This window comes from Nocardioides sp. T2.26MG-1 (assembly GCF_950101795.1).
In the GTDB taxonomy this organism is placed as follows: Bacteria; Actinomycetota; Actinomycetes; order Propionibacteriales; family Nocardioidaceae; genus Nocardioides.
This window is the reverse complement of sequence record NZ_CATNLZ010000012.1, coordinates 186,461-209,903: the sequence shown is the minus strand read 5'-3', so window position 1 is coordinate 209,903 and position 23,443 is coordinate 186,461. Positions and strand designations below refer to the sequence as shown.

Below are 23,443 nucleotides of genomic sequence, written 5' to 3'. Positions count from 1 at the left end.
CCGTGGCGGTCGGCCGGGCGGTCGTCAGTAGGTGAAGCGGTTGACGAGGGCTTGCATGTCGGCGGCCATGCCGGCGAGCTCTTCGGCGGCGTGGCTGGTGCTGGTGGCGGCTTCGGTGGTCTGGGTGGCGGCGTGGGCGACGCCGGTGATGGTGTGGGCGATGTCGGTGGAGCCGGTGGCGGCTTCGGTGACGTTGCGGGACATCTCGTTGGTGGTGGCGGTCTGTTCCTCGACGGCGGAGGCGATGGTGGTCTGGGTGTCGCTGATCTGGGCGATGATCTCGGAGATGTGGCCGATCGCGACGACGGCTTCGCCGGTGTCGGCCTGGATGGCCTCGATGCGGCGGCTGATGTCCTCGGTGGCGCGGGCGGTCTCCTGGGCGAGCTCCTTGACCTCGTTGGCGACCACGGCGAAGCCCTTGCCGGCCTCGCCGGCGCGGGCGGCCTCGATGGTGGCGTTGAGGGCGAGGAGGTTGGTCTGTTCGGCGATGGAGTTGATGACCTTGATGACGTTGCCGACCTCGGTGGAGGACTCGCCGAGCTTGGCGACGGTGGCGGTGGTGGACTCGGCGGCCTCGACGGCGCGTCCGGCGACGGAGGCGGCGTCGGTGGCGTTGTGGGCGATCTCGCGGATGGAGGCGGACATCTCCTCGGTGCCGGCGGCGACGGTCTGGACGTTGTGGGAGACCTGGTCGGCGGCTGCGGCGACGAGGTCGGTCTGGGTGGCGGCGTCGGCGGCGGTGCCGGACATCTGGGTGGACACGGCGGTGAGGCGCTCGGAGGCGGCGGTGAGGTTGTCGGCGTTGGTGCCCATCTGGCGCAGGGACTCGGTGATGGAGTCGAGGGCCTCGTCGAGCGCGGAGGACATCTGGCCGACCTCGTCGCCGCGGTCCAGGGCGGAGCGCACGCCGAGCCTGCCGGCGGCGACCTCGCGCAGCTGCTCGACCATGTGCCGCACCGGGCGCACCACCGAGCGGGTCACCAGCAGCAGCAGCACGAGCGCGACCACGGTGGCCAGGCCGAGGGCGATCCAGACGAGCCGCTTGCCGGCCGCGAGGTCGGCCTCCTGCTGGTCCTGCATCTTCGTCACCCGGGCGTCGATCAGCTCCTGGAAGCGACCGGTGGCGTCGTACGTCGCCGACCACGACTCGCCGGCCGGACCGCCGTTGATGCTGTCCATCACGGCCGGCAACGCGTCGAGACCCTGCTTGGTCAGCATCTCCCGCAGCTTGAGATCCTCGGCGAAGAACTGGTCGAAGTTGCCCTTCGCCTCCGCGATGATCGCCTGCTCCTTCGAGGTCAGCATGGAGACGTCGAGGTTGTCGAAGTAGTCGGTGATGCCCTGCTGGGAGTCGGTGAAGCCCTGCATGTTGTAGTCGTCCTCGGCGAGGCCCTTGTCGACGCCGTAGGCGGCCGCGTCGTTGATGTACAGCGACTGCCAGCCGCTGATCTCGTTGATCGCGATCAGGAGCCGGTCGGAGATCTCCTGGCCGGCCTCGGCCTGCTCGACCTGGTCCGCGAGGTCCGCCGCGTCGTGCTGGGCCTTGAGGTCCAGCGCGAAGGCGGCCGCGATCAGCAGCCCGCACAGCGCGAACACGGCGCCCAGCCGTACGCCGATCCGAAGGTTGTCGACGCGACGCGCGAGCTTCTTCAACATGGTTTCCTCGGTCCTCCCGTGGTGGAGGCAGGTGGGGATCGCCCCCTGCCGTTCCTTCTTGGGGAGGATCGGCCGCGCCAGGGCCCAGTTGAGCGGTCGGCCGCGCGAACCCTGACGCCGGGCGGTCGTCAGTAGGTGAAGCGGTTGACGAGGGCTTGCATGTCGGCGGCCATGCCGGCGAGCTCTTCGGCGGCGTGGCTGGTGCTGGTGGCGGCTTCGGTGGTCTGGGTGGCGGCGTGGGCGACGCCGGTGATGGTGTGGGCGATGTCGGTGGAGCCGGTGGCGGCTTCGGTGACGTTGCGGGACATCTCGTTGGTGGTGGCGGTCTGTTCCTCGACGGCGGAGGCGATGGTGGTCTGGGTGTCGCTGATCTGGGCGATGATCTCGGAGATGTGGCCGATCGCGACGACGGCTTCGCCGGTGTCGGCCTGGATGGCCTCGATGCGGCGGCTGATGTCCTCGGTGGCGCGGGCGGTCTCCTGGGCGAGCTCCTTGACCTCGTTGGCGACCACGGCGAAGCCCTTGCCGGCCTCGCCGGCGCGGGCGGCCTCGATGGTGGCGTTGAGGGCGAGGAGGTTGGTCTGTTCGGCGATGGAGTTGATGACCTTGATGACGTTGCCGACCTCGGTGGAGGACTCGCCGAGCTTGGCGACGGTGGCGGTGGTGGACTCGGCGGCCTCGACGGCGCGTCCGGCGACGGAGGCGGCGTCGGTGGCGTTGTGGGCGATCTCGCGGATGGAGGCGGACATCTCCTCGGTGCCGGCGGCGACGGTCTGGACGTTGTGGGAGACCTGGTCGGCGGCTGCGGCGACGAGGTCGGTCTGGGTGGCGGCGTCGGCGGCGGTGCCGGACATCTGGGTGGACACGGCGGTGAGGCGCTCGGAGGCGGCGGTGAGGTTGTCGGCGTTGGTGCCCATCTGGCGCAGGGACTCGGTGATGGAGTCGAGGGCCTCGTCGAGCGCGGAGGACATCTGGCCGACCTCGTCGCCGCGGTCCAGGGCGGAGCGCACGCCGAGCCTGCCGGCGGCGACCTCGCGCAGCTGCTCGACCATGTGCCGCACCGGGCGCACCACCGAGCGGGTCACCAGCAGCAGCAGCACGAGCGCGACCAAGACGCTGAGCCCCAGCGCGAGGTACACCAGCCGCTGACCGTCGGCCAGGCGCTGCTCCTGGTCGGCCTGCATCGTCTGCACGCGCTTGTCGATGATCGTGTGGAACCGGTCGTAGGCGTCGTACGTCGCCGACCACGACTCGCCCGCGGCGCCGCCGTTGATGCTGTCCATCACGGCCGGCAACGCGTCGAGACCCTGCTTGGTCAGCATCTCCCGCAGCTTGAGATCCTCGGCGAAGAACTGGTCGAAGTTGCCCTTCGCCTCCACGATGATCGCGTCCTCCTCGGGGGTGAGCATCGAGGTGTCCATCGTCGAGAAGAGCTCCTCGATGCCCTGCTGGGAGTCGGTGAAGCCCTGCACGTTGTAGGCGTCGTCGGACAAGCCCTTCTGGACGCCCATCGCGGCGACGTCGGCGATGTAGAGCCCCTGCCAGCCGGTGATGTCGTTGATCGCGATCAACAGCTCGTCGCCGATCTGCTGGCCGAGCCGCGTGTGGTCGAGGTCGTCCTGGAGGGCTGCGGCGTCGTGCTGGGTCTTGACGTCGAGCGCGAAGGCGGCCGCGATCAGCAGCCCGCACAGCGCGAACACGGCACCGAGTCGCAGCCCGATCCGCAGGTTCTCGACACGGTGCACGATCCTCTTCAACATGGCGTCCTCACTCCTCGGCTGGTCGACCGGCAGCCCGGGGGGAACGCCGCCAGTCGTCCTCGATGAGATCGGTCCGTCAGGAGGTCACCTGAGGGATCCGGCCAAGGGCAGCACGCGGTAGGGCACCTGGGTGGCCAGCGCGATCACGGCGGAGGAGCGCACGATCGTCGGCGACTCGAGCACCCGGTCGATGACCCGCTGCAGGTCGGCGTTGGAGCGGGCGACCACCCGGGCCAACAGGTCGCCGGCGCCGGTGATCGTGTGCACCTCGAGGACCTCGGCGATCGAGGCCAGGTGCTCGCCCACCGCATCGTGGCCGCCTGACCGGGCGGCCTGCCGGATCTCGAGGGTGAGGAAGGCCGTGACCGGGTAGCCCAGTGCGGCGGGGGAGAGCTCGGGCCCCCAGCCGGTGATCACGCCCGACGCCGTGAGCTTGTCGAGCCGCGCCTGCACCGTGCCGCGCGCGACGCCGAGACGACGCGAGGCCTCGAGCACCCCGACCCGGGGGTGCTGGGCGAAGAGCTCGATCAATCTGCGGTCGAGCTGGTCCATGGGGCCGCCTCCGACTATGCAAGTTGTCCAATCTGTCAGCCAAGCCTTGCACAACCTGTGTGACCCTGGCCACGCTGCGCCCATGACGTTGACACCTGACGAGCTCAAGGCCGACCTGACCCTCGAGCAGCTCAAGGAGCTGGTCGGACTCGTGGAGTACGACGCGGAGAGCGACGTCTTCCCGGTCACCGGCTGGGACGCGATCGTCTTCGTCGTCGGCAACGCGACCCAGGCCGCGCACTACTACCAGTCCGCGTGGGGCATGGACCTGGTCGCCTACAACGGTCCCGAGAACGGCACCCGCGACCACAAGTCGTTCGTGCTCCGCTCGGGCTCGATCAAGTTCGTCGTCAACGGTGCCGTCGACCCGGACAGCCCGCTCGCCGACCACCACCGCCGCCATGGTGACGGTGTGAGCGACATCGCCCTCGAGGTCCCTGACGTCGACCGGTGCATCGCGCAGGCCCGGAGCGCAGGTGCGACCGTGGTCCGGGAGCCCGAGGACGTGACCGACGAGCACGGCACGGTCCGGATCGCCGCGATCGCGACGTACGGCGAGACCATCCACACGCTCGTCGACCGCAGCCGGTACGACGGCCCCTACCTGCCGGGCTACGTCGCGAAGGAGAGCACCTGGAAGAAGCGCGACGGGCAGCCGAAGCGGCTGTTCCAGGCCCTCGACCACGTCGTCGGCAACGTCGAGCTCGGCCACATGGACGAGTGGGTGGACTTCTACAACCGGGTCATGGGCTTCACGAACATGGCGGAGTTCATCGGCGACGACATCGCCACGGACTACTCGGCGCTGATGTCCAAGGTCGTCGCGTCGGGCAACCACCGGGTGAAGTTCCCGCTCAACGAGCCGGCGATCGCGAAGAAGCGGTCGCAGATCGACGAGTACCTCGAGTTCTACCGCGGTGCCGGCGCCCAGCACCTCGCCGTCGCGACCAACGACATCCTGGGCTCGGTCGACGCCCTACGGGCGAACGGCGTGGAGTTCCTCTCGACCCCCGACTCCTACTACGAGGACCCGGAGCTGCGGGCCCGGATCGGCAACGTGCGGGTGCCGATCGAGGAGCTCCAGAAGCGCGGGATCCTGGTCGACCGAGATGAGGACGGCTACCTGCTGCAGATCTTCACCAAGCCGCTCGGTGACCGGCCGACGGTGTTCTTCGAGCTGATCGAGCGGCACGGGTCGCTCGGCTTCGGCAAGGGCAACTTCAAGGCGCTGTTCGAGGCGATCGAGCGCGAGCAGGAGCTGCGCGGGAACCTGTGAGCCCGACCGGCACGATACGTCTCGAGCGCGAGTGGCTCGGACCGGTACTCTGCGAGGGCCTCGGGGCCACGATCTCCCTTCTGGGAGGGAGCAACGCCCCGGCCGCCGCGAGGCAGCCGGGGCGTTGATTGGTCGCCGTCGGGCATGATGCCGGCCATGGCGACGTACGTCGGGTTCCTCCGCGCGATCAACCTCGGCGCGAACCGGAAGTTCCCCAAGGACGCGATCCGGGCTGCGGTCGAGGCGGCCGGCTTCACGGACGTCGAGACCTACATCAACACCGGCAACGTCCGGTTCGCGACGGCCCTGCGCTCGCGCCCGAGGATCGAGGCCGCGCTCGAGGAGGCGTTCCTCGCCGACCGCGGGTTCGAGGTCCCCACGATCGTCTTCACTCCGAAGGAGCTGAGCGAGATCGCCGAGCACGCCGCGTCCTTCGGCCACGGTGGGCGGCACTACGTCTCGCTGCTCAAGGAGGAGCCGACGCAGGACGCGATCGCGAAGGTCGAGGCGCTCACCTCCGCCGGTGAGGTGGCCCGGGTCTCGGGCCGCGCGGTGCACCTCCTGCTCGGCGAGAACTACCACGAGGCCAAGCTCACCAACGCCGTGGTGGAGCGGCACCTCGGGGTCGCGACGAACCGCAACCTGACCGTGATCGAGGCCCTAGCCAGGAAATGGGGCGGCTGACTCCCCGGAGTGGTAGGACTTTTCTCGTCCGCATCTATCTCTGGAGGAGATCGTGTCCCAACCCATGCCGTCGCGTCGTGCCGTCCTCGCAGGTGGAGTCACCGGAGGTGCCGCGCTCGCGGCGGCCGGCTACGCCACCCCGTCGTCCGCCGTCGAGTACAACCCGCGCAAGCCCGGCCGCCACGTCCGACTCACGGTGCTCGGCACGACCGACCTGCACGGCAACGTCTACAACTGGGACTACTTCAAGAACAAGGAGTTCGACAACAGCGCGCACGACGACATCGGCATCGCCAAGGTCGCCACGCTCATCGAGGCGATGCGCCAGGAGCGCAAGGGCGAGCCGATCCTGACCCTCGACGCCGGCGATACGATCCAGGGCACACCGCTCGCTTACTACTACGCACGGATCGCGCCGATCACCCAGGGCGGCGTGCACCCGATGGCGAGGGCGATGAACCTCGTCGGGTACGACGCGGCAGCGCTCGGCAACCACGAGTTCAACTACGGGCTCGACACCCTGCGCACCTTCGAGGACCAGCTGGACTTCCCGCTCCTCGGCGCCAACGCGGTCGACCCCGCGACCGGGCTGCCCGCGTTCCCGCCGTACCTCATCAAGAGGTTCAAGGTCGGCAGCGGCCGCACGCTCACCGTGGGCGTCCTCGGGCTCACCAACCCCGGCATCGCGATCTGGGACAAGGCCAACGTCGAGGGCAAGATGGAGTTCCCCGGCCTGGTCCAGCAGGCCCGGAAGCTCGTGCCGAAGATGAAGGCCAAGGGCTGCGACATCGTGGTCGTGTCTGCCCACTCCGGTGCGGACACCTCCTCGTCGTACGGCGACGCGCTGCCGTTCCCGGAGAACGCCGCGTCCCTCGTGGCCGCGAACGTCCGCGGCATCGACGCGATCCTCGTCGGGCACGCACACAAGGAGATCGCGCAGCGATTCGTGCGCAACGCCCACACCGGGCAGCAGGTGCTGCTGTGCGAGCCGTACTACTGGGGCATGCGGCTCGCGGTGATGGACTTCGTCGTGCGCGAGACCTACAACAAGTGGGGCAAGCTGAAGTGGGACCTGGTCGGGGTGGGCTCGCAGCTGCTGAACTCCAACACCGTCGACACCGACGCCGCGGTGGCCGCCGCCGTACAGGAGCAGCACGACACCGTCGTGGCCTACGTCAACAGCCCGGTCGGCACCTCGACCACGGCGATGTCGGCCGCCCGAGCCGTCGTCGAGGACGTGCCGATCATCGACTTCGTCAACTTCGTGCAGGCCGACGCGGTGAAGGCTGGGCTGACCGGTGCCGCCGCGTCGCTGCCGGTGCTGTCGATCGCGGCGCCGTTCAACCGGTCGGCGTCCTTCCCGTCCGGGGAGGTCTCCGTTCGCGATGTCGCCGGCCTCTACATCTACGACAACACGCTGCTCGGTGTGCAGGTCTCGGGCGCGGACGTGAAGGCCTACCTGGAGTTCTCCGCGCGGTACTACAAGCAGGTCACCGGGACGGGTCCGTTCACGATGGCCCAGGTCACCAACGCCGTGACCGCCACCGCCCCCAACGGCACTCCCGACTACAACTACGACGCGGTCGCCGGGCTCGACGCCCCGCTCACCTACGACATCGACATCTCGAAGGAGGTCGGGTCGCGGATCCTCAACCTGGCCTACGACGGCGCCGAGGTCAAGGACACCGACCAGTTCGTGCTCGCCGTCAACAACTACCGCCAGTCCGGCGGTGGCGGCTTCCCGGCCGTCTCCACCGCGACCGTGGTGTACAACCGGCAGAACGAGATCCGTCAGCTGCTCATCGACTGGGTCACCGCCCACGGCACCATCGACCCGGCCAAGTTCGCCTCCGTCGACTGGAAGCTCGTCTCCGGGGGGCAGCCGATCACGGTGAGCTGACCGCCCTCCGCTTGTAACGCTCGGCGTTACAAGCGGGGGCCCGGGATCACTCGCCGCGGAACACCGGCCGCCGGCGCTCGGAGAAGGCGCGCATCCCCTCGGCGGCGTCGGCGGTGCGGAGCAGGACCGCCTGGCCGGTGCGCTCGCGCTCGAGGGCGGCGTCGAGGTGGGGGAGGGTGGCGGCGTTGACCGCCTTCTTCGTGGCGGCCAGGGCGAGCGGGGGACCGGCGGTGAGCCGCGCGGCGAGCGAGGAGACGTACGCCGGCAGCTCGTCGTCCGCGACCAGGTGGCTGACCAGGCCGGCGGCGTACGCCTCCGTGGCGGCGAGCGGCTCGCCGAGCAGCGCCATCCGCATCGCCCGGGCCCGGCCGATCGCCGCGGCGACGGTGGCCGAGGCCCCGCCGTCGGGCATCAGCCCGATCCGGGCGAACGCGAGCAGGAACGACGCCGACGACCCCGCGACGACGAGGTCGGCGGCCAGGGCGATCGAGCAGCCGACGCCGGCGGCGACGCCGTTGACCGCCGCGACGACGGGGGTGGGGCAGGACGTGATCGCACGGACGATCCGGTTGGCCCGGTCGAGCGCGGAGACGTCGAAGTTCTCGTGGGGGTCCGCGCCGGAGATGTCGGCGCCGGCGCAGAACGCCGATCCGGCGCCGCCGATCACGACCACCCGGACGTCGTCGCGAGCGGCCACAGCCTCCACGGCCGCCGCGAGCTCGTCGGACATCACGTCGGTGAGCGCGTTGAGCAGGTCGGGCCGGTTGAACGTCAGCCGCAGCACCCCGTCGGCGACGCCGGCCTCCAGGTCGCTCGTCGCGTCAGGCAACGGTGACCCCGGCGGTCCGCAGCTCCTCGAGCGCCGCGGCGGTGGTGTCCGGGGCGACCCCGGCGCACAGGCCGGTCAGCACCCGCGTGGTGAACCCGTCGCGCACCGCGTCGAGGGCGGTGGTGCGCACGCAGTAGTCGGTCGCGATCCCGCAGACGTCGACCTCGGTCACGCCGCGGTCCCGCAGCCAGTCGGCGAGGCCGGCCCCGTCGACCGTGCGGCCCTCGAACCCGGAGTACGCCGCCTGGTGCTCGCCCTTGAGGAAGACCGCGTCGAAGGGCAGGGGGTCGAGGTTGGGGTGGAACGACGCCCCGTCGGTGCCGACCCGGCAGTGCACCGGCCACGAGTGCCGGTAGTCGGGATCGTGGGACCAGTGGTCGCCCGGGTCGATGTGGTGGTCCTTGGTCGCGACCACGAGGGCGTAGCCGGGTGCCTCCGGGCCACCGGCCACCCATGCGTGCACCACCTCGGCGATGTCGGCGGCGACCCCGGCGCCGCCCTCGACCGGCAGCGAGCCGCCCTCGCAGAAGTCGTTCTGGACGTCGATGACGAGCAGGGCGCGCTTGATGTCGCTCATGCCCTGGAGTCTGTCACCGATCGACAACCATCCGAGGCGGGTCCAGCGCCACGGCGATCGCGCCCATCACCTCGGCCCGCTCGCCGAGCGCCCCGCCGAGCACGCTGATCGCGGCGGCGGTGGTCGGCTGGGAATAGCGGTCGAGTGCGTCGCGGATGCCGGCGAGCAGCGCGGGCGCCGCGCCGAACGTGCCGCCGACCACCACCTGCTCGGGGTTGAGCAGGTTGGCGATGTTGGCGAGCACCCGGCCGATCCGGCGTCCGGAGTCGTTGAGGGCGCGGTTGGCGCCCGGGTCGCCGGACTCGGCGAGCTCCAGGATGCGCGGGATCGTGAGGCGCTCGTCGTACGCCGGCTGCAGCAGCCCGACCAGCTTCGGTCCGGACACCTCCGTCTCCAGGCAGCCGCGGCTCCCGCAGCGGCACATGACGCCGTTGACGTCGACCTGCACATGGCCCAGCTCGCCGGCGATGCCGGTGGCGCCCTTGACCAACTGGCCGTCCACGATCAGCCCGGCGCCGATGCCGGTGGACGCCTTCACGTAGATCACGTCGCGGTGGCCGCGGGCGGCGCCGTACGCGAGCTCGCCGCGGGCGCCGAGATGGGCGTCGTTGTGCACCCGCGCGGTCAGCCCGGTCCGCTCGGCCAGCTCGTCGGCGGGCCGGAGCCCGCGCCACGTCGGCAGGATCCCGGAGGTCATCCGGCCCTCGTGGTCCACCGGGCCGGGGATGCCGAGGCCGACGCCGCGCACGTCCGCTCGCGTGTGCCCGCTCTCGGCGAGCAGCTCGTCGAGCAGGGTCGCCACCCGGTCCATCGACTCCCGGGGGGAGTCGTCGACGTCGAGGCTTGTCGAGCGCTCCTGGACCACCGTCGAGTCGGGGCGGGCCAGGGCCACCCGGACGTGCCGGTGGCCCACGTCGACGCCTGCGACGACCCCGGTCACGCTGGCCAGCTCGAGGAGGATCGGTGGCCGACCGCTGCGGCCCTTGTACGGCGTGCCGCGGTCGACCTGCTCGACCAGGGCGCCGTGCTCGAGCAGCTGCACGACCAGGCTGGAGACCGTCGAGCGGGAGAGGCCGGTGCGGCGCATCAGGTCGGCGCGGGACATCGGCCCGGCCTGCTCGAGGATCGAGATCACCAGCGCCAGGTTCGCTGCACGCAGCTCACCGAGCGATCCGCCGTGGGCCATGGTCAGATGCTACTAGATTAGTTCGGAGTCCGAACGTCACAGTTTGATATTTTCGGTTCTTTGATCCTTGACCCGAACTAATGCGGGCTCCTAGCGTGACGAGAGGGAGCCACGGTCAGGACTCCTCAGCAACTTTCGCCCGGCCTCGTCCGGACTTCGCGAAGGCGCCGAACCATCACATGACCGACCTATGGAGGAAAGATGAATCGCACGCGACGCGCGTTGAGCGCGATGGTGGCGGCCGGTGCTCTCGTGGTCCTGGCTGCCTGCGGGGGGAGCGACGACGGTGACAAGAAGGACACCTCGTCCGACGGCGGGACCGTCAGTGGTGAGGTCGAGGTCTTCACCTGGTGGGCGGAGGGCAGCGAGAAGGCCGGTCTCGACGCGCTGGTCGCCGAGTTCAACAAGCAGTACCCGGACGTCAAGTTCGTCAACGGCGCGGTCGCCGGCGGCGCGGGCAGCGACGCGAAGAACGTGCTCGCCTCGCGCCTGCAGACCAACGACCCGCCCGGAACCTTCCAGGCGCACGCGGGGGCCGAGGTCACCGACTACATCAACAACGGGCAGATCGAGGACCTGACCCAGATGTACGCGGACAACGGCTGGAACGACTACTTCCCGCAGACGCTGCTCGACCGGCTGACGATGGACGGCAAGATCTACTCGGTGCCGTCGAACATCCACCGGGCCAACGTGGTCTGGGCGAACCCGGCAGTTCTGGAGGACGCCGGTGTCGACCCGAAGGCGACGTACGCCTCGCTCGACGACTGGATCAGCGACCTGCAGAAGATCAAGGCTGCCGGCAAGATCCCGCTGTCGATCGCGACGGACTGGACCCAGGTCCACCTGTTCGAGACCGTGCTGCTCGCCGACCTCGGCGCCGACGGCTACACGGGCCTGTGGGACGGGACGACCGACTGGGCCGGGTCCGAGGTGACCGCCGCCCTCGAGGACTACAAGACGCTGCTCGACCTCACCAACGAGGACCGGCAGTCGCTCGACTGGCCGGACGCCACGCAGCTGGTCATCGACGGCGACGCCGCGTTCAACGTGATGGGTGACTGGGCCGTCGCCGCGTTCGAGGAGCAGGGCAAGAAGCTCGACACCGACTACCTGGCCTACCCCGTGCCCGGCACCGACGGTGTGTTCGACTTCCTGGCCGACTCCTTCACGATGCCGGTCGGCGCGCCCGACCCGGCCGCCACCGAGGCGTGGCTGTCGACGGTGGCCAGCCCCGAGGGTCAGACTGCCTTCAACATGAAGAAGGGCTCGATCCCGGCGAACACCGAGGCCGACACCTCCGGGTTCGGTCCCTACCAGCAGACCGCGATCGAGTCGTACGCGAACGACGAGATCGTGTCCTCGCTGGCCCACGGTGCTGCGGCACCGATCAGCTGGCTGACCGACATCACCTCGGCGGTCGCGAAGTTCGGCTCCACCGGTGACCTCGGCGGGTTCCAGGACGACCTGGCCGCCGCGGCCGAGAAGAACGCAGGCTGATCCTGCTCGGTCGGCCCGGCCCCTGCGGCCGGGCCGACCGGTTCGGACCAGACGATCGACCCCGATCCGACAAGGAGTGCATGGTGAATCGAGGATGGCGAGCGTGGGGCCCACCGGTCCTGCTGATCCTCCCGTCGTTGATCCTGATCGGGGTCTTCGTCTACGGCCTGATCGGCGTCAACTTCAACACCTCGTTGACCGACCAGCACCACCGCATCGGCGGTGACGTCGCGTACGTCGGGTTCGACAACTACAAGACGCTGTTCCAGGACGACACGTTCATCTACTCCCTGAAGAACCTGCTCAAGTACACCGGGGCGTTCCTGGCCGGCACGCTGGTGCTCGGCTTCGTGTGGGCCTGGCTGCTGGAGAAGGGCGTCAAGGGCGAGGGCTTCTTCCGCGCCGTCTACCTGTTCCCGATGGCCGTCTCGTTCATCGCCTCCGGCGTGGTGTGGCGCTGGCTGCTCAACAACGCCGAGGGCGACCGTGCCGGCGGCCTGAACCGGCTCTTCGAGCAGTCCGGGCTCGGCTTCCTGCAGAACCAGTGGTGGACCGACCCCAACTGGGGCGTGGTCGCGATCGCCATGCCGGCGGTCTGGCAGCTGTCCGGCTACGTGATGGCGCTGTTCCTCGCCGGCTTCCGCGGCATCCCCGACGAGCTCCGCGAGGCCGCCCGGGTCGACGGCGCCACCGAGTGGCAGCTCTACCGGCACGTGATCTTCCCGCAGCTGAGCCCGGTGGCCCTGTCGGCCATCGTGATCGTCGGCCACATGTCGCTGAAGGTCTTCGACCTGATCATGGCGATCGCCGGCCAGACCAACTACACGACCCAGGTCCCGGCGATCCAGATGTGGGTGGAGTTCACCCGGGGTGACTACGCGCGGTCCGCCGCGATCGGCACGATCCTGCTCGTGATCGTGGCGTTCCTGATCATCCCCTACCTCGTCTACACCTACCGGCAGGAGCGGCTGACCCGATGAGCACCTCTGCTCTCCCCACGGCCGACGTCGCCCTCGCGCCGTCCGGCCGCCGGGCCGACCACACCGGCTCGGTCGCGATGCGCACCGTGCGCTACGCGCTGCTGACCTTCTTCCTGCTGGTCGTGCTGCTCCCGGCGTACGTCCTGTTCGTCACCTCGTTCAAGGGCCTCGGCGACGCCACGCCCAGCCGGGCGTGGTCGCTGCCGCAGTCGTGGGAGACCGCCGGCTGGGACCGGGCCTGGGAGGTCCTCTCGCCGGCGCTGCTGCGCACGTTCTCGATGGTGATCCCGGCCTCGATCATCTCCGCGATGCTGGGCTCGATGAACGGCTTCGTGCTCTCGAAGTGGCGGTTCCCGGGCGCGGACGTCGTGTTCACGATGCTGCTGTTCGGGATGTTCATCCCCTACCAGGCCGTGATGATCCCGCTCGTGCAGCTGATGCAGGACCTCGGCGTCCCGAGTGGCGTGCCGAGCCTGATCGTGCTGCACGTCGTCTACGGCATCCCGATCACCACGCTGATCTTCCGCAACTACTACGCCTCGATCCCGACCGACCTGGTCGAGGCCGCGCGCGTCGACGGCGCGGGCATGCTGCGCACCTACTCCTCGATCGTGCTGCCGATCTCGGCCCCGGCGTTCGTGGTCGTGCTGATCTGGCAGTTCACCTCGGCCTGGAACGACTACCTGTTCGCGCTGTTCTTCTCCAACTCGCGCAACGGGCCCGTCACGATCTCGCTGAACTTCCTCGCCAGCGGTCAGCTGCAGGACTACTCCGCGAGCATGGCCGGGGCCCTGATCGCCTCGCTGCCGACCCTTCTCGTCTACATCATCCTCGGACGCTGGTTCGTCGGCGGGCTCATGGCGGGCTCGGTCAAGGGCTGATGGACCGCTGATGGACACCGACGCAGAGGGCAGGAGGCTGCTGGCCTTCGCCCGACACAGCGCCCTGCCCGGTCTGGGCTTCGGGTGGCTCGACGACCACGGCGTGGTGGATCCGCGCCAGCCCGTGCAGACCTGGATCACCGCGCGGATGACGCACGTGTTCGCGCTCGCCGCGATGCGCGGCGAGCCCGGGGCCGCCGAGCTGGCCGCCCTCGGCACCGACTCGCTCGCCTCCGGCCCGCTGCGCGACTCGGCGCACCCGGGCTGGGTGGGTGCGGTCGACCGCTCCGGGAGCCCGGCCGCGGACCACAAGCTCGCCTACGACCACGCCTTCGTGGTGCTCGCGGGCTCCAGCGCGGCGGCGGCTGCGGTCCCGGGGGCCCGCGAGCTGCTGGACGACGCCGTCGCCGTCTTCGAGCGCTTCTTCCTCGACGACGAGGGCCGGGTCGTCGACGGCTACCCCCGCGACCTCGCCGCGCCCGAGCGCTACCGCGGCGCCAACAGCAGCATGCACACCGTCGAGGCCGCGCTGGCTGCCGGCGATGTGCTCGGCGAGCCCAGGTGGCACCGGGTGGCGCTGGGCATCGCCGAGCACCTCGTGCACGAGGTCGCCGTCGGTCACGGACACCGGGTCCTCGAGCACTTCGACGAGCACTGGGCCCCCATCCCGGAGTACAACTCCGATCGGCCGAGCGACCAGTTCCGGCCGTACGGCGTGACGCCGGGACACCTGCTCGAGTGGAGCCGCCTGCTGCTCCAGATCGAGGTCGCCCTCGACGACCCGCCGGCCTGGCTGCTCGCGGACGCGCGGGCGCTCTTCGACCGGGCCGTCGAGATCGGCTGGGCCGCCGACGGTGCGCCCGGCTTCGTCTACACCACCGACTGGCAGGACCGGCCCGTGGTGCGCAACCGGATGCACTGGGTGCAGGCCGAGGCCATCGCGGCTGCGGCGACCCTGGCCCGGCGTACGGGCGAGGAGCGGTACGCCGTCCTGGAGCGCGACTGGTGGGACTTCGCCGACCGCTGCTTCGTCGACCACGTCCCGGGCTCGGGCAGCTGGTTCCACGAGCTCGATCCCGACAACCGGCCGACGGCCGGTGTCTGGTCCGGCAAGCCGGACGTCTACCACGTCTACCAGGCCACGCTGCTCACCCGGCTGCCCACGGCGCCCTCGCTCGCCGGCCAGCTCGCCGGGGTGGTCTGACCCCGGACCGGACGGGACGGGACCCTGACGCCCTCAGAGATGCAGCGTCGGGATGACCGGCTCGCCGCGGGACATCTGCTGGGCCGCCACGGGCAGCTCGGCCCGTGCGGACAGGTGTCGCGCCCGCGCGTCGTCGAGGGACTCGCGGCCGACCACCTCGCCGTCGCGGACGAGGGGCACCAAGAGCGTCCGGTCGTCGCCGTCGTCCACCGGTGGCGTGCCGATGCCGACCACCTCCGCCGACGCGGTCCCGGAGGGGTTGCGGCGGCGCAGCGCGTACTTGCGGCCGCCGACGGAGGCCTTGTCCACGCTGCGCTTGGCCACCGAGACCATCGTGCCGGCCTCGTCCTCGCGCGCGACGAGCTTGTAGACGAAGCCCGAGGTCGGGTGCCCGCTGCCGGTGACGAGCTCGGTGCCGACGCCGTACCCGTCCACCGGCGCCGACGCGAGCGCCGCGATCGCGAACTCGTCGAGGTCGCTGGTCACGATGATCCGGGTGCCGGTGGCGCCGAGACCGTCGAGCTGGGCGCGGACCTCGTGGGCGAGCAGGCCGAGGTCGCCGGAGTCGAGGCGCACCGCCCCCAGGCCGGTGCCCGCGACCTCGACCGCCAGCCGGACCGCCTCGGCGACGTCGTAGGTGTCCACGAGCAGCGTGGTGCCCGTGCCGAGCGAGGTCACCTGCGCCCGGAACGCGTCGGCCTCGGAGTCGTGGAGCAGCGTGAAGCTGTGCGCACTGGTGCCCGCGCTCGGCACGCCGTAGCGCTGCCGGGCAGCGAGGTTGGAGGTCGTGGTGAAGCCGGCGACGTACGCCGCGCGCGCGGCCGCGACCGCGGCCTCCTCGTGGGTGCGCCGCGAGCCCATCTCGATGCAGGGCCGGTCGCCGGCCACGAACGTCATCCGGGACGCCGCCGAGGCGATCGCCGAGTCGTGGTTGTAGACCGAGAGCAGCAGCGTCTCGAGCAGCACCGCCTCGGCGAAGGTCGCCTCCACGATCGCGACGGGGGAGTAGGGGAAGTACGCATCGCCCTCGGCGTAGCCCCAGATGTCGCCGGAGAACCGGTAGGACTCGAGCCACTCCAGCGTCGCCCCGTCCACCACGTCGGCGAGCACCGCGAGGGTGGGTCCGTCGAAGCGGAACCGCTCGAGTGCGTCCAGGGCGCGCCCGACGCCGGCCACCACGCCGTACCGCCGGCCCTCGGGGAGCCGCCGCGCGAACAGCTCGAACACCGACCGCCGGTGCGCGGTGCCGGCCCGCAGCGCGGCCTGGAGCATCGTCAGCTCGTAGTGGTCGGTCAGGAGGGCGGTGCTGCCGGGCGAGGGGGAGTTGGCCACGACCCACAGTGTGCCAACATGGGGAATGTGTCTGCCCCCGTCGAGGTCGAGCCGACCCTCACTCCCGACGAGATCACCCAGACCGCCAAGCCGTGGGTGACGATCGTGTGGAACGACCCGGTCAACCTGATGTCGTACGTCACGTACGTGTTCCAGAAGTACTTCGGCTACTCCAAGAAGAAGGCGGAGAAGCTGATGATGGAGGTCCACGAGGACGGCAAGTCCGTGGTCAGCGCGGGCACCCGCGAGGAGATGGAGCGCGACGTGCAGGCCATGCACGAGTACGGTCTGTGGGCCACGATGGACAAGCAGGAGTGAACCCGGGAGTGAACGCCGCAGTGAGCCACCCGTGAGCGGCTTCCACCGCCACCGCCGCAGCAAGCTGATCATCGCGAACTTCACCGGCTTCGAGGCCGACCTGCTGCGCTCGCTGGCCGGACAGCTCGTGGAGCTGCTCCGCAACGAGGCGGCGGTCCCGCGCGACGACGTCGACCCGTTCGAGGCGATGATGGACTTCTCGGGTCCGACCCAGGCACCCGAGGACCCGGTGCTCGCCCGGCTGTTCCCGACCGCCTATCCGAGCGACGAGGAGGCGGCCTCCGAGTTCCGCCGGTTCACCGAGGGCGCGCTGCGCGACGGCAAGGCCGCAGCCGCGATCGCGATCATCGACGGGCTCGAGGAGGCCGGGCTGCCGCCGGAGCTGACGGAGGACGGCCTGATGATCGACGTCGAGCTCGACGGGCCGACCGCCGAGACGTGGATGCGCTCCTTCACCGACCTGCGCCTGGCCCTCGCCACCCGGCTCGAGATCGAGGAGGGCGACGAGGCCTACTGGCACTCGCTGCCCGACGACGACCCGCGAGCCCAGGCCCACGACATCTACGAGTGGGTGGGCTACCTGCAGGAGACCCTCGTCCACGCGCTGAGCTCCTGACCCTCCGCAGCTGGCCGACCGACCGCTCGACCGAGGAGCACCCCGATGCCCATCCCCCCGTTCGTCGCGGAGCTGCGCCGCCTGGTCGGCACGCTGGAGCTGTGGCTGCCCGCGGTGACCGCCGTCGTGCTGCGCGAGCGCGCCGGCTCGCAGGAGGTGCTGTTGACCCGCCGCGCCGACAACGACGAGTGGGCGCCGGTCACCGGCATCCTCGACCCGGGGGAGGAGCCGGCGGTCGGTGCGGCCCGCGAGGCGCTGGAGGAGACTGGGGTGGAGGTGAGCGTCGACCGGCTGGCGTCGGTGGGCGCGAGCCCGCAGGTCGTGCACGGCAACGGCGACCTGGGGGTCTACCTCGACCTCACGTTCGCCTGCACCTGGGTGTCCGGCGAGGCCCGGGTGGCCGACGACGAGAACACCGACGTGCGCTGGTGGCCGGTCGACGCGCTGCCCCCGATGAGCGACTGGCTGCGCGAGCGGATCGATGACGTCCTCGCGGGTGAGACCGCGGCCAGGTTCCGGCGCTGACCGCCTACCCTGGACCGGTGCTGACCATCGCCCGAGCGACGTACGACGCCATCGTCGCGCACGCGAAGCGGGACCACCCCGACGAGGCCTGCGGCGTCGTCGCCGGCCCCGAGGGCAGCGACCGGCCGACGCGCTTCGTCGAGATGGTCAACGCGGCCGGGTCACCGACGTTCTACGAGTTCGACTCGACCGACCTGTTCCAGCTCTACAAGGAGATGGACCAGAACGACGAGGAGCCGGTCGTCATCTACCACTCGCACACCGCGACCGAGGCCTACCCGAGCCGCACCGACATCGGCCTGGCGAGCGAGCCCAACGCGCACTACGTGCTCGTGAGCACACGCGAGCACGGGAATAAGGCAGGCCCCGTGGAGTTCAGGTCGTACAGGATCGTCGACGGCGAGGTGACCGAGGAAGAGGTCACCGTGGTCGACGAGCTGCCCGCAAACTGAGGAGCAACAAGACATGGCCATCGAGGTCCGGATCCCGACCATCCTGCGCACCTACACCGGCGGCGAGAAGGCCGTCACGGGCGAGGGCGCCAGCCTGACCGCGTTGATCGACGACCTGGAGACCAACCACCCCGGCATCAAGGACCGTCTCATCGAGAACGGCGACCTGCGCCGGTTCGTGAACGTCTACATCAACGACGAGGACGTCCGCTTCATCGGTGGTCTCGAGGCCGAGCTCAGCGACGGCGACCAGGTCGTGGTGCTCCCGGCCGTCGCAGGCGGAGGAACACCCCACGGCGTTCTTCGCCTCCCCCGCTTCGCTCCTCCGTCGAACAACGCCGCGGGGACCCCGGAAGACCAGTGAGGTTCGACAACCTCCTCTCGTCCGTCGGCGGTACGCCGCTCGTCGGGCTGCCGAGGCTCTCCCCGAGCTCCGACGTACGCCTCTGGGCCAAGCTCGAGGACCGCAATCCCACCGGCTCGATCAAGGACCGTCCCGCCCTCAGGATGATCGAGGAGGCGGAGAAGGACGGCACCCTCCGGCCGGGCTGCACGATCCTCGAGCCGACCTCCGGCAACACCGGGATCTCGCTGGCCATGGCCGCCAAGCTCAAGGGCTACCGGATCGTGTGCGTGATGCCGGAGAACACCTCCGAGGAGCGCCGCCAGCTGCTGCGGATGTGGGGTGCCGAGATCATCTCCTCGCCGGCCGCCGGCGGCTCCAACGAGGCGGTCCGGGTCGCGAAGCGGGTCGCCGCCGAGCACCCCGACTGGGTGATGCTCTACCAGTACGGCAACGCCGCCAACGCGCTCGCGCACGAGGAGGGCACCGGCCCCGAGCTGCTCGCCGACCTGCCTTCGATCACGCACTTCGTGGCCGGCCTCGGCACCACCGGCACGCTGATGGGCGTGAGCCGGTTCTTCCGCGCCGCCAAGCCCGATGTGCGGATCGTGGCCGCCGAGCCGCGCTACGGCGAGCTCGTCTACGGCCTGCGCAACCTCGACGAGGGCTTCGTGCCCGAGCTGTACGACGCCGACCTGATCGACAGCCGGTTCTCGGTCGGCCCGCGCGACGCCGTACGCCGCGTCCGCGAGCTGCTCGAGCTCGAGGGCATCTTCGCCGGCATCTCCACCGGCGCGATCCTGCACGCCGCCCTCGGCCAGGCCGCCCGCGCCGTCAAGGCCGGCGAGAGCGCGGACATCGCGTTCGTGGTCGCCGACGGCGGCTGGAAGTACCTCTCCACCGGGGCCTACGAGGGCACCGTCGACGAGGCCGAGGACCGCCTCGAGGGCCAGCTCTGGGCCTAGGACCCCCAGCGCGGTCCCCTGTTGTGGGCGAATCGTGGGTTGGGGCCCCAGCCGGGCGGGCGAGGGGTTACGGTGAGCCCGACCGGTCCGGCCGCCACCAGGAGCAGCACTTGCGCGAGATCGTCGTCTTCAGCGGCAGCGCCCACCGGTCGCTCGCGACCGCGATCTGCCAGGGCCTCGGCGTGCCCCTGTCCTCGGTGGAGCTGACCCGCTTCAGCAACGACTGCCTCCAGGCCCAGCTGCAGGAGAACTGCCGGCAGCGCGACGTCTACATCGTGCAGCCGCTCTCGCCGCCGACGCAGGAGCACCTGATGGAGCTGCTGCTGATGGTCGACGCCGCGCGCGGCGCGTCGGCCGCGCAGATCACCGCGGTGATCCCGTACTACGCCTACGCCCGGTCGGACAAGAAGGACGCCTCGCGCCTCTCGATCGGCGGCCGGCTCGTGGCCGACCTCCTGGATGCGGCCGGGGTCGACCGGGTGATCACGATGACCCTGCACGCCCCGCAGGTGCACGCGTTCTTCTCCGTCCCCGTCGACCACCTGACCGCGCTCGGGGTGCTCGCCGACCACTTCCAGGGCGCCGACCCGGCGACCACCGTGGTCGTCTCACCCGACTTCGGCAACGCCAAGACCGCGAGCCAGTTCGCCCGGCTGCTCGGGCTCCCGGTCGCGGCCGGCAGCAAGAAGCGGCTCGCCGACGACCAGGTCGTCATCGACGCGATCGTCGGCGACGTGGCCGGCCGCAAGGCGATCGTGCTCGACGACGAGATCGCCACCGGCGGCTCCATCGTCGAGCTGCTCGACCGGCTGGCCGAGCAGGGCTGCACCGAGGCCGCGGTCGCCTGCACCCACGGGCTGTTCGTCGGCAAGGCCATCGAGCGGCTGCGCGAGCACCCGATGATCACCGAGGTCGTCACCACCGACACCGTGCCGCCGCCGGCGGACTGGCCCGAGCTCCAGGTCCGCAGCATCGCCGACCTGTTCGCCCAGGCCATCGAGCGCATCCACGCGGGCGAGTCGGTGAGCAGCCTCTTCGACGGCGTCGACCCGTCGCTCGGGCCGCCGCAGCCGCGGCTGTTCGACTGATCAGTCGCTGACCGTCAGGCTCTGGTCGGCGTGGATGCCGCTGCCCGGCACGGCGTCGAGGCCGAGCAGGCTGGCGGCGAGGTTGGCCACGTCGCCGTTGCGCACCGGCTGCTTCCCGGCGTACGTCGTGCGCGTGGTGCCCGGGTCGGCGAAGCCGTCGTTCATCGCGTACAGGTCCCCGGTGGCGACGCCGTCGCCCCAGACCAGGAACGGGATCCGGTAGTTCTGGATGTTCCGCCTGCCCGAGTGGTCCTTCACGCCCGCGGCGAACCCGTGGTCGGCGGTGAGGATCACCGCGACGTCGGTGCCCGCCAGCGCCCGGACGAGGGAGCCGAGCTGGGCATCGGTGCGCTCCACGGCCGCGAGGTACTCCGCGGAGAGGCCGCCGTACTGGTGGCCGAACCGGTCCGGCAGCGAGACGTGCAGGAAGGTGAACTCGGGGGCTCCGTCGGCCAGGTCGGCCCGGGCCATCGCCACCAGGCGGCGCTGGTTCTCGCGCACCCGGAACAGGTCGATGCCCCGCGGCCAGGAGCGGTCGTAGAGAGCGAACTTGGACTTGGTGCTGTAGAGCGCGGTGCTGCCCCCGGCGGCGTGCACGGTGGAGAAGATCGAGGCGACGGGATGCCCCGCGCCCTTCTGCACGGTCGAGCGCGGGCGGTCGTGGTCCCAGGTGACGCCGTGCCCGCCGCGCGTGGCGTCGATCCGGCGCCCGGTCATCATGCTGGCGTGGTTGGGCAGCGTGACGGTCTGCTCGACCTCGGTCCGCGCGTTGAGCGTGCCGGCTCCCTCGGTGAGCAGCCGGTGCAGCGTCGGTGCGCCGTCCGGACCGAGCTGCTCGAGCGCGGCGCTGCCGAGCCCGTCGACCGAGATCGCCAGCACGTGCGTGGGCCACGCCGGGGCCTCGCTGCCCGTGGTCGCCGCGGCCGGGGCCGCGGTGTCCGGGCCGGTGTCCGGGCCGGAGCCGGGCCCGGTGCTGCAGGCCGTCAGGGTGGGGCTCAGGGTGGCCAGTGCGAGCGTGGCGGCGGCGAGGAGACGGGGGAGGGGCACGTCACGACGGTACCCACCGTGACCGTGATCTCCAGTGACCTCCGTCGCGTGGCCATGCGTTCGGGGGCGGGAGGTCCTAGCCTTGCGTGCTGTGCGCCCTGCAACGATCGATGTGACGTCGGCCGGCTCGACCGACGCCCCGATCGGCATCTTCGACTCCGGCTTCGGCGGCCTCACGGTCGCGCGGTCGGTGATCGACCAGCTGCCGCACGAGTCGATCGTGTACGTCGGCGACACCGCGCGCCAGCCCTACGGGCCCAAGCCGATCGGCGAGGTCCGCGAGTACGCCCTCGAATGCCTCGACCACCTGGTCGAGCAGGGCGTCAAGGCACTGGTCATCGCCTGCAACTCCGCGAGCGCGGCGATGCTCCGCGACGCCCGTGAACGCTACGACGTGCCGGTGGTCGAGGTGATCTACCCCGCCACGCGTCGCGCGGTGGCCGCGAGCCGCACCGGCCGGATCGGGGTGATCTGCACCCGCGCCACCGCCGAGTCGATGGCGTATGACGACGCCTTCGCCGCCGCACCGCACGTGCAGCTGTTCACGCAGCCCTGCCCGCGCTTCGTCGACTTCGTCGAGGCCGGCGTCACCTCCGGGGACGAGCTGCTCTCGGTCGCCCACGAGTACCTCGACCCGCTGATCTCCGAGGGCGTCGACACGCTGATCCTCGGCTGCACCCACTACCCGCTGCTGACCGGGGTGATCTCGCTGGTGATGGGCGACAACGTGACGCTCGTCAGCAGCGCGGAGGAGTGCGCCAAGGACGTCTACAAGATGCTGGTGCACACCGGCCTGGTCCGGCCGGGCGGCGAGGCGTCGTACTCCTTCCTCACCACCGGGGCACCCGGTGAGTTCGAGACGATCGGTCGCCGGTTCCTCGGGCCCGAGATGGTCGCGGCGTCGCAGTTCGTCGGCGGGCTGGTGGTCTAGGTCATGCGGCTCACGATCGTGGGGTGCTCGGGCTCCTACCCGGGGCCGGAGTCGCCGGCCAGCTGCTACCTGCTCGAGGAGGAGGACGCAGCAGGCCGGACCTGGCGGGTGCTGCTCGACCTCGGCAACGGGGGTCTCGGCGCCCTGCACCGCTACGCCGACCCGCTCGCGATCGACGCGGTGCTGCTCAGCCACCTGCACGCCGACCACTGCCTCGACCTCACCGGCTACTACGTGCTGCGCAAGTACCACCCGCTCGGCCCGCAGCCGCGGATCCCGGTGTGGGGCCCGGCGGGGACCGCCGGCCGGATGGCGCGCGCCTACGACCTGCCGGAGGACCCGGGCATGCGCGAGGAGTTCTACTTCCGCGAGTGGGTCGGTGTCGAGCGGATCGGGCCGTTCGGGGTCGAGCCGGTGCCGGTCAACCACCCGGTCCCGGCGTACGGCCTGCGGGTCTCGGCCGGCGGCGCCACCCTCGCCTACACCGGCGACACCGGTCCGTGCGCGTCGCTCGACGTGCTCGCTCGCGACGTGGACCTGTTCCTCGCCGAGGCGTCCTTCCGCTCCGGCGACGACAACCCGCCCGACCTGCACCTGACCGGCACCGACTGCGGAGAGGTGGCCGCCCGGGCCGCCGCCCGGCGTCTGGTGCTCACCCACGTCCCGCCGTGGCACGATCCGCAGGACGCGCTGGCCGAGGCGGTGGCGGCGTACGCCGGCCCGGTCGAGCTGGCCCGTCCGGGGACGACGTACCAGATCTAGGCGGTCGACCCCCGTCGAGCTGCCGTCGAGACACCCGAACTGGCTGCACCCCGGCCGTTCGGACGACCACTTCCGGTGT

At 70.8% G+C, this 23,443-nt stretch carries 23 protein-coding genes and 1 pseudogene; 16 read left to right on the top strand and 8 right to left on the bottom strand.

All coding sequences use genetic code 11. The features are described 5' to 3' along the window. Positions 1 to 24 precede the first annotated feature (24 nt). The 3 genes from QQZ14_RS10745 to QQZ14_RS10735 form a co-directional block, all read right to left on the bottom strand. Positions 25 to 1,656, bottom strand: a complete 1,632-nt coding sequence (locus QQZ14_RS10745; RefSeq protein ID WP_284534264.1) for a methyl-accepting chemotaxis protein — start codon at positions 1,654 to 1,656, stop codon at positions 25 to 27. Positions 1,657 to 1,784: 128 nt separating this feature from the next. Next, positions 1,785 to 3,416, bottom strand: a complete 1,632-nt coding sequence (locus tag QQZ14_RS10740) for a methyl-accepting chemotaxis protein (RefSeq protein WP_284534263.1) — start codon at positions 3,414 to 3,416, stop codon at positions 1,785 to 1,787. Between the two features lie 84 nt (positions 3,417 to 3,500). Then, positions 3,501 to 3,968 carry an Lrp/AsnC family transcriptional regulator gene (locus QQZ14_RS10735; RefSeq protein ID WP_284534262.1) on the bottom strand — a complete coding sequence of 156 codons (468 nt, stop codon included), beginning with the start codon at positions 3,966 to 3,968 and terminating at the stop codon, positions 3,501 to 3,503. A gap of 82 nt (positions 3,969 to 4,050) precedes the next feature. On the opposite strand from QQZ14_RS10735, the gene hppD reads away from it, so the two are divergent. From hppD to QQZ14_RS10720, 3 genes are all read left to right on the top strand, one after another. Then, positions 4,051 to 5,244, top strand: coding sequence for a 4-hydroxyphenylpyruvate dioxygenase (gene hppD, locus QQZ14_RS10730; RefSeq protein WP_284534261.1), 1,194 nt, complete (start codon positions 4,051 to 4,053; stop codon positions 5,242 to 5,244). Between the two features lie 156 nt (positions 5,245 to 5,400). Next, entirely contained in the window at positions 5,401 to 5,928 is a 528-nt protein-coding gene (locus tag QQZ14_RS10725; protein WP_284534260.1) for a DUF1697 domain-containing protein, read from the top strand. Positions 5,929 to 5,980: 52 nt separating this feature from the next. Continuing rightward, positions 5,981 to 7,828, top strand: a complete 1,848-nt coding sequence (locus tag QQZ14_RS10720) for a bifunctional metallophosphatase/5'-nucleotidase (RefSeq protein WP_284534259.1) — start codon at positions 5,981 to 5,983, stop codon at positions 7,826 to 7,828. A gap of 46 nt (positions 7,829 to 7,874) precedes the next feature. Here the strand turns inward: QQZ14_RS10720 and QQZ14_RS10715 are convergent, their stop codons facing one another. Genes QQZ14_RS10715 through QQZ14_RS10705 form a run of 3 tightly spaced genes read right to left on the bottom strand, consistent with a single transcriptional unit; the run spans position 7,875 to position 10,420 of the window. Then, complete coding sequence (locus tag QQZ14_RS10715; protein ID WP_284534258.1) at positions 7,875 to 8,657, bottom strand: enoyl-CoA hydratase-related protein; 783 nt, start codon at positions 8,655 to 8,657, stop codon at positions 7,875 to 7,877. Continuing rightward, positions 8,650 to 9,234 (bottom strand): isochorismatase family protein, encoded by a 585-nt coding sequence (locus tag QQZ14_RS10710; RefSeq protein ID WP_284534257.1) that lies wholly within the window; start codon positions 9,232 to 9,234, stop codon positions 8,650 to 8,652. The genes QQZ14_RS10715 and QQZ14_RS10710 overlap by 8 nt, the downstream gene beginning before the upstream one ends. A 13-nt stretch (positions 9,235 to 9,247) precedes the next feature. Continuing rightward, the gene (locus QQZ14_RS10705) at positions 9,248 to 10,420 is read right to left on the bottom strand and encodes an ROK family transcriptional regulator (protein ID WP_284534256.1); all 1,173 of its coding nucleotides are present in this window, start codon (positions 10,418 to 10,420) and stop codon (positions 9,248 to 9,250) included. Positions 10,421 to 10,621: 201 nt separating this feature from the next. Between QQZ14_RS10705 and QQZ14_RS10700 the strand changes: the two genes are divergently transcribed. The 4 genes from QQZ14_RS10700 (at position 10,622) to QQZ14_RS10685 (ending at position 14,985) form a co-directional block, all read left to right on the top strand. Next, positions 10,622 to 11,920, top strand: a complete 1,299-nt coding sequence (locus tag QQZ14_RS10700) for an ABC transporter substrate-binding protein (protein WP_284534255.1) — start codon at positions 10,622 to 10,624, stop codon at positions 11,918 to 11,920. An 80-nt stretch (positions 11,921 to 12,000) separates the two neighbouring features. After that, the gene (locus tag QQZ14_RS10695) at positions 12,001 to 12,900 is read left to right on the top strand and encodes a carbohydrate ABC transporter permease (protein WP_284534254.1); all 900 of its coding nucleotides are present in this window, start codon (positions 12,001 to 12,003) and stop codon (positions 12,898 to 12,900) included. After that, on the top strand, positions 12,897 to 13,781 hold the full coding sequence (locus QQZ14_RS10690; protein WP_284534253.1) for a carbohydrate ABC transporter permease: 885 nt from the start codon (positions 12,897 to 12,899) through the stop codon (positions 13,779 to 13,781). Before QQZ14_RS10695 ends, QQZ14_RS10690 begins: the two co-directional genes overlap by 4 nt. A gap of 10 nt (positions 13,782 to 13,791) precedes the next feature. Beyond that, a complete protein-coding gene (locus tag QQZ14_RS10685) occupies positions 13,792 to 14,985 on the top strand; it encodes an AGE family epimerase/isomerase (protein ID WP_284534252.1) in 1,194 nt (397 codons plus the stop codon). 33 nt (positions 14,986 to 15,018) lie between these two features. Here the strand turns inward: QQZ14_RS10685 and QQZ14_RS10680 are convergent, their stop codons facing one another. Continuing rightward, entirely contained in the window at positions 15,019 to 16,317 is a 1,299-nt protein-coding gene (locus tag QQZ14_RS10680) for a nicotinate phosphoribosyltransferase (RefSeq protein ID WP_284534250.1), read from the bottom strand. 18 nt (positions 16,318 to 16,335) lie between these two features. Here QQZ14_RS10680 and clpS point away from each other — a divergent pair, with 18 nt between their 5' ends. The 7 genes and pseudogenes from clpS (at position 16,336) to QQZ14_RS10645 (ending at position 20,624) form a co-directional block, all read left to right on the top strand. After that, positions 16,336 to 16,635, top strand: a complete 300-nt coding sequence (gene clpS / locus QQZ14_RS10675) for an ATP-dependent Clp protease adapter ClpS (RefSeq protein ID WP_284534249.1) — start codon at positions 16,336 to 16,338, stop codon at positions 16,633 to 16,635. 31 nt (positions 16,636 to 16,666) lie between these two features. Then, positions 16,667 to 17,251, top strand: coding sequence for a DUF2017 domain-containing protein (locus QQZ14_RS10670; RefSeq protein ID WP_284534248.1), 585 nt, complete (start codon positions 16,667 to 16,669; stop codon positions 17,249 to 17,251). A 45-nt stretch (positions 17,252 to 17,296) separates the two neighbouring features. Next, complete coding sequence (locus QQZ14_RS10665) at positions 17,297 to 17,776, top strand: NUDIX hydrolase (protein WP_284534247.1); 480 nt, start codon at positions 17,297 to 17,299, stop codon at positions 17,774 to 17,776. Positions 17,777 to 17,793: 17 nt separating this feature from the next. Next, positions 17,794 to 18,228, top strand: coding sequence for a M67 family metallopeptidase (locus tag QQZ14_RS10660; protein ID WP_284534246.1), 435 nt, complete (start codon positions 17,794 to 17,796; stop codon positions 18,226 to 18,228). Between the two features lie 13 nt (positions 18,229 to 18,241). Next, positions 18,242 to 18,511, top strand: a pseudogene (locus tag QQZ14_RS10655) (MoaD/ThiS family protein); the annotation flags it as partial. 77 nt (positions 18,512 to 18,588) lie between these two features. Next, complete coding sequence (locus QQZ14_RS10650; protein WP_284534245.1) at positions 18,589 to 19,536, top strand: PLP-dependent cysteine synthase family protein; 948 nt, start codon at positions 18,589 to 18,591, stop codon at positions 19,534 to 19,536. Between the two features lie 110 nt (positions 19,537 to 19,646). Next, the gene (locus tag QQZ14_RS10645) at positions 19,647 to 20,624 is read left to right on the top strand and encodes a ribose-phosphate diphosphokinase (protein ID WP_284534244.1); all 978 of its coding nucleotides are present in this window, start codon (positions 19,647 to 19,649) and stop codon (positions 20,622 to 20,624) included. Here QQZ14_RS10645 and QQZ14_RS10640 read toward each other — a convergent pair whose 3' ends face one another. Beyond that, the gene (locus QQZ14_RS10640) at positions 20,625 to 21,671 is read right to left on the bottom strand and encodes an alkaline phosphatase family protein (RefSeq protein WP_284534243.1); all 1,047 of its coding nucleotides are present in this window, start codon (positions 21,669 to 21,671) and stop codon (positions 20,625 to 20,627) included. A gap of 82 nt (positions 21,672 to 21,753) precedes the next feature. Between QQZ14_RS10640 and murI the strand changes: the two genes are divergently transcribed. Next, entirely contained in the window at positions 21,754 to 22,602 is an 849-nt protein-coding gene (gene murI / locus QQZ14_RS10635) for a glutamate racemase (RefSeq protein ID WP_284534242.1), read from the top strand. Between the two features lie 3 nt (positions 22,603 to 22,605). Further along, positions 22,606 to 23,364, top strand: a complete 759-nt coding sequence (locus QQZ14_RS10630; RefSeq protein WP_284534241.1) for an MBL fold metallo-hydrolase — start codon at positions 22,606 to 22,608, stop codon at positions 23,362 to 23,364. Positions 23,365 to 23,443 lie beyond the last annotated feature (79 nt).

Bases quoted from the DNA above. Each gene is read 5' to 3' on its own strand.
- QQZ14_RS10745 (WP_284534264.1), bottom strand. From the start codon at position 1,656: ATGTTGAAGAAGCTCGCGCGTCGCGTCGACAACCTTCGGATCGGCGTA.
- QQZ14_RS10740 (WP_284534263.1), bottom strand. From the start codon at position 3,416: ATGTTGAAGAGGATCGTGCACCGTGTCGAGAACCTGCGGATCGGGCTG.
- QQZ14_RS10735 (WP_284534262.1), bottom strand. From the start codon at position 3,968: ATGGACCAGCTCGACCGCAGATTGATCGAGCTCTTCGCCCAGCACCCC.
- hppD (WP_284534261.1), top strand. From the start codon at position 4,051: ATGACGTTGACACCTGACGAGCTCAAGGCCGACCTGACCCTCGAGCAG.
- QQZ14_RS10725 (WP_284534260.1), top strand. From the start codon at position 5,401: ATGGCGACGTACGTCGGGTTCCTCCGCGCGATCAACCTCGGCGCGAAC.
- QQZ14_RS10710 (WP_284534257.1), bottom strand. From the start codon at position 9,234: ATGAGCGACATCAAGCGCGCCCTGCTCGTCATCGACGTCCAGAACGAC.
- QQZ14_RS10705 (WP_284534256.1), bottom strand. From the start codon at position 10,420: ATGGCCCACGGCGGATCGCTCGGTGAGCTGCGTGCAGCGAACCTGGCG.
- QQZ14_RS10700 (WP_284534255.1), top strand. From the start codon at position 10,622: ATGAATCGCACGCGACGCGCGTTGAGCGCGATGGTGGCGGCCGGTGCT.
- QQZ14_RS10695 (WP_284534254.1), top strand. From the start codon at position 12,001: ATGGTGAATCGAGGATGGCGAGCGTGGGGCCCACCGGTCCTGCTGATC.
- QQZ14_RS10690 (WP_284534253.1), top strand. From the start codon at position 12,897: ATGAGCACCTCTGCTCTCCCCACGGCCGACGTCGCCCTCGCGCCGTCC.
- QQZ14_RS10685 (WP_284534252.1), top strand. From the start codon at position 13,792: ATGGACACCGACGCAGAGGGCAGGAGGCTGCTGGCCTTCGCCCGACAC.
- clpS (WP_284534249.1), top strand. From the start codon at position 16,336: ATGGGGAATGTGTCTGCCCCCGTCGAGGTCGAGCCGACCCTCACTCCC.
- QQZ14_RS10665 (WP_284534247.1), top strand. From the start codon at position 17,297: ATGCCCATCCCCCCGTTCGTCGCGGAGCTGCGCCGCCTGGTCGGCACG.
- QQZ14_RS10630 (WP_284534241.1), top strand. From the start codon at position 22,606: ATGCGGCTCACGATCGTGGGGTGCTCGGGCTCCTACCCGGGGCCGGAG.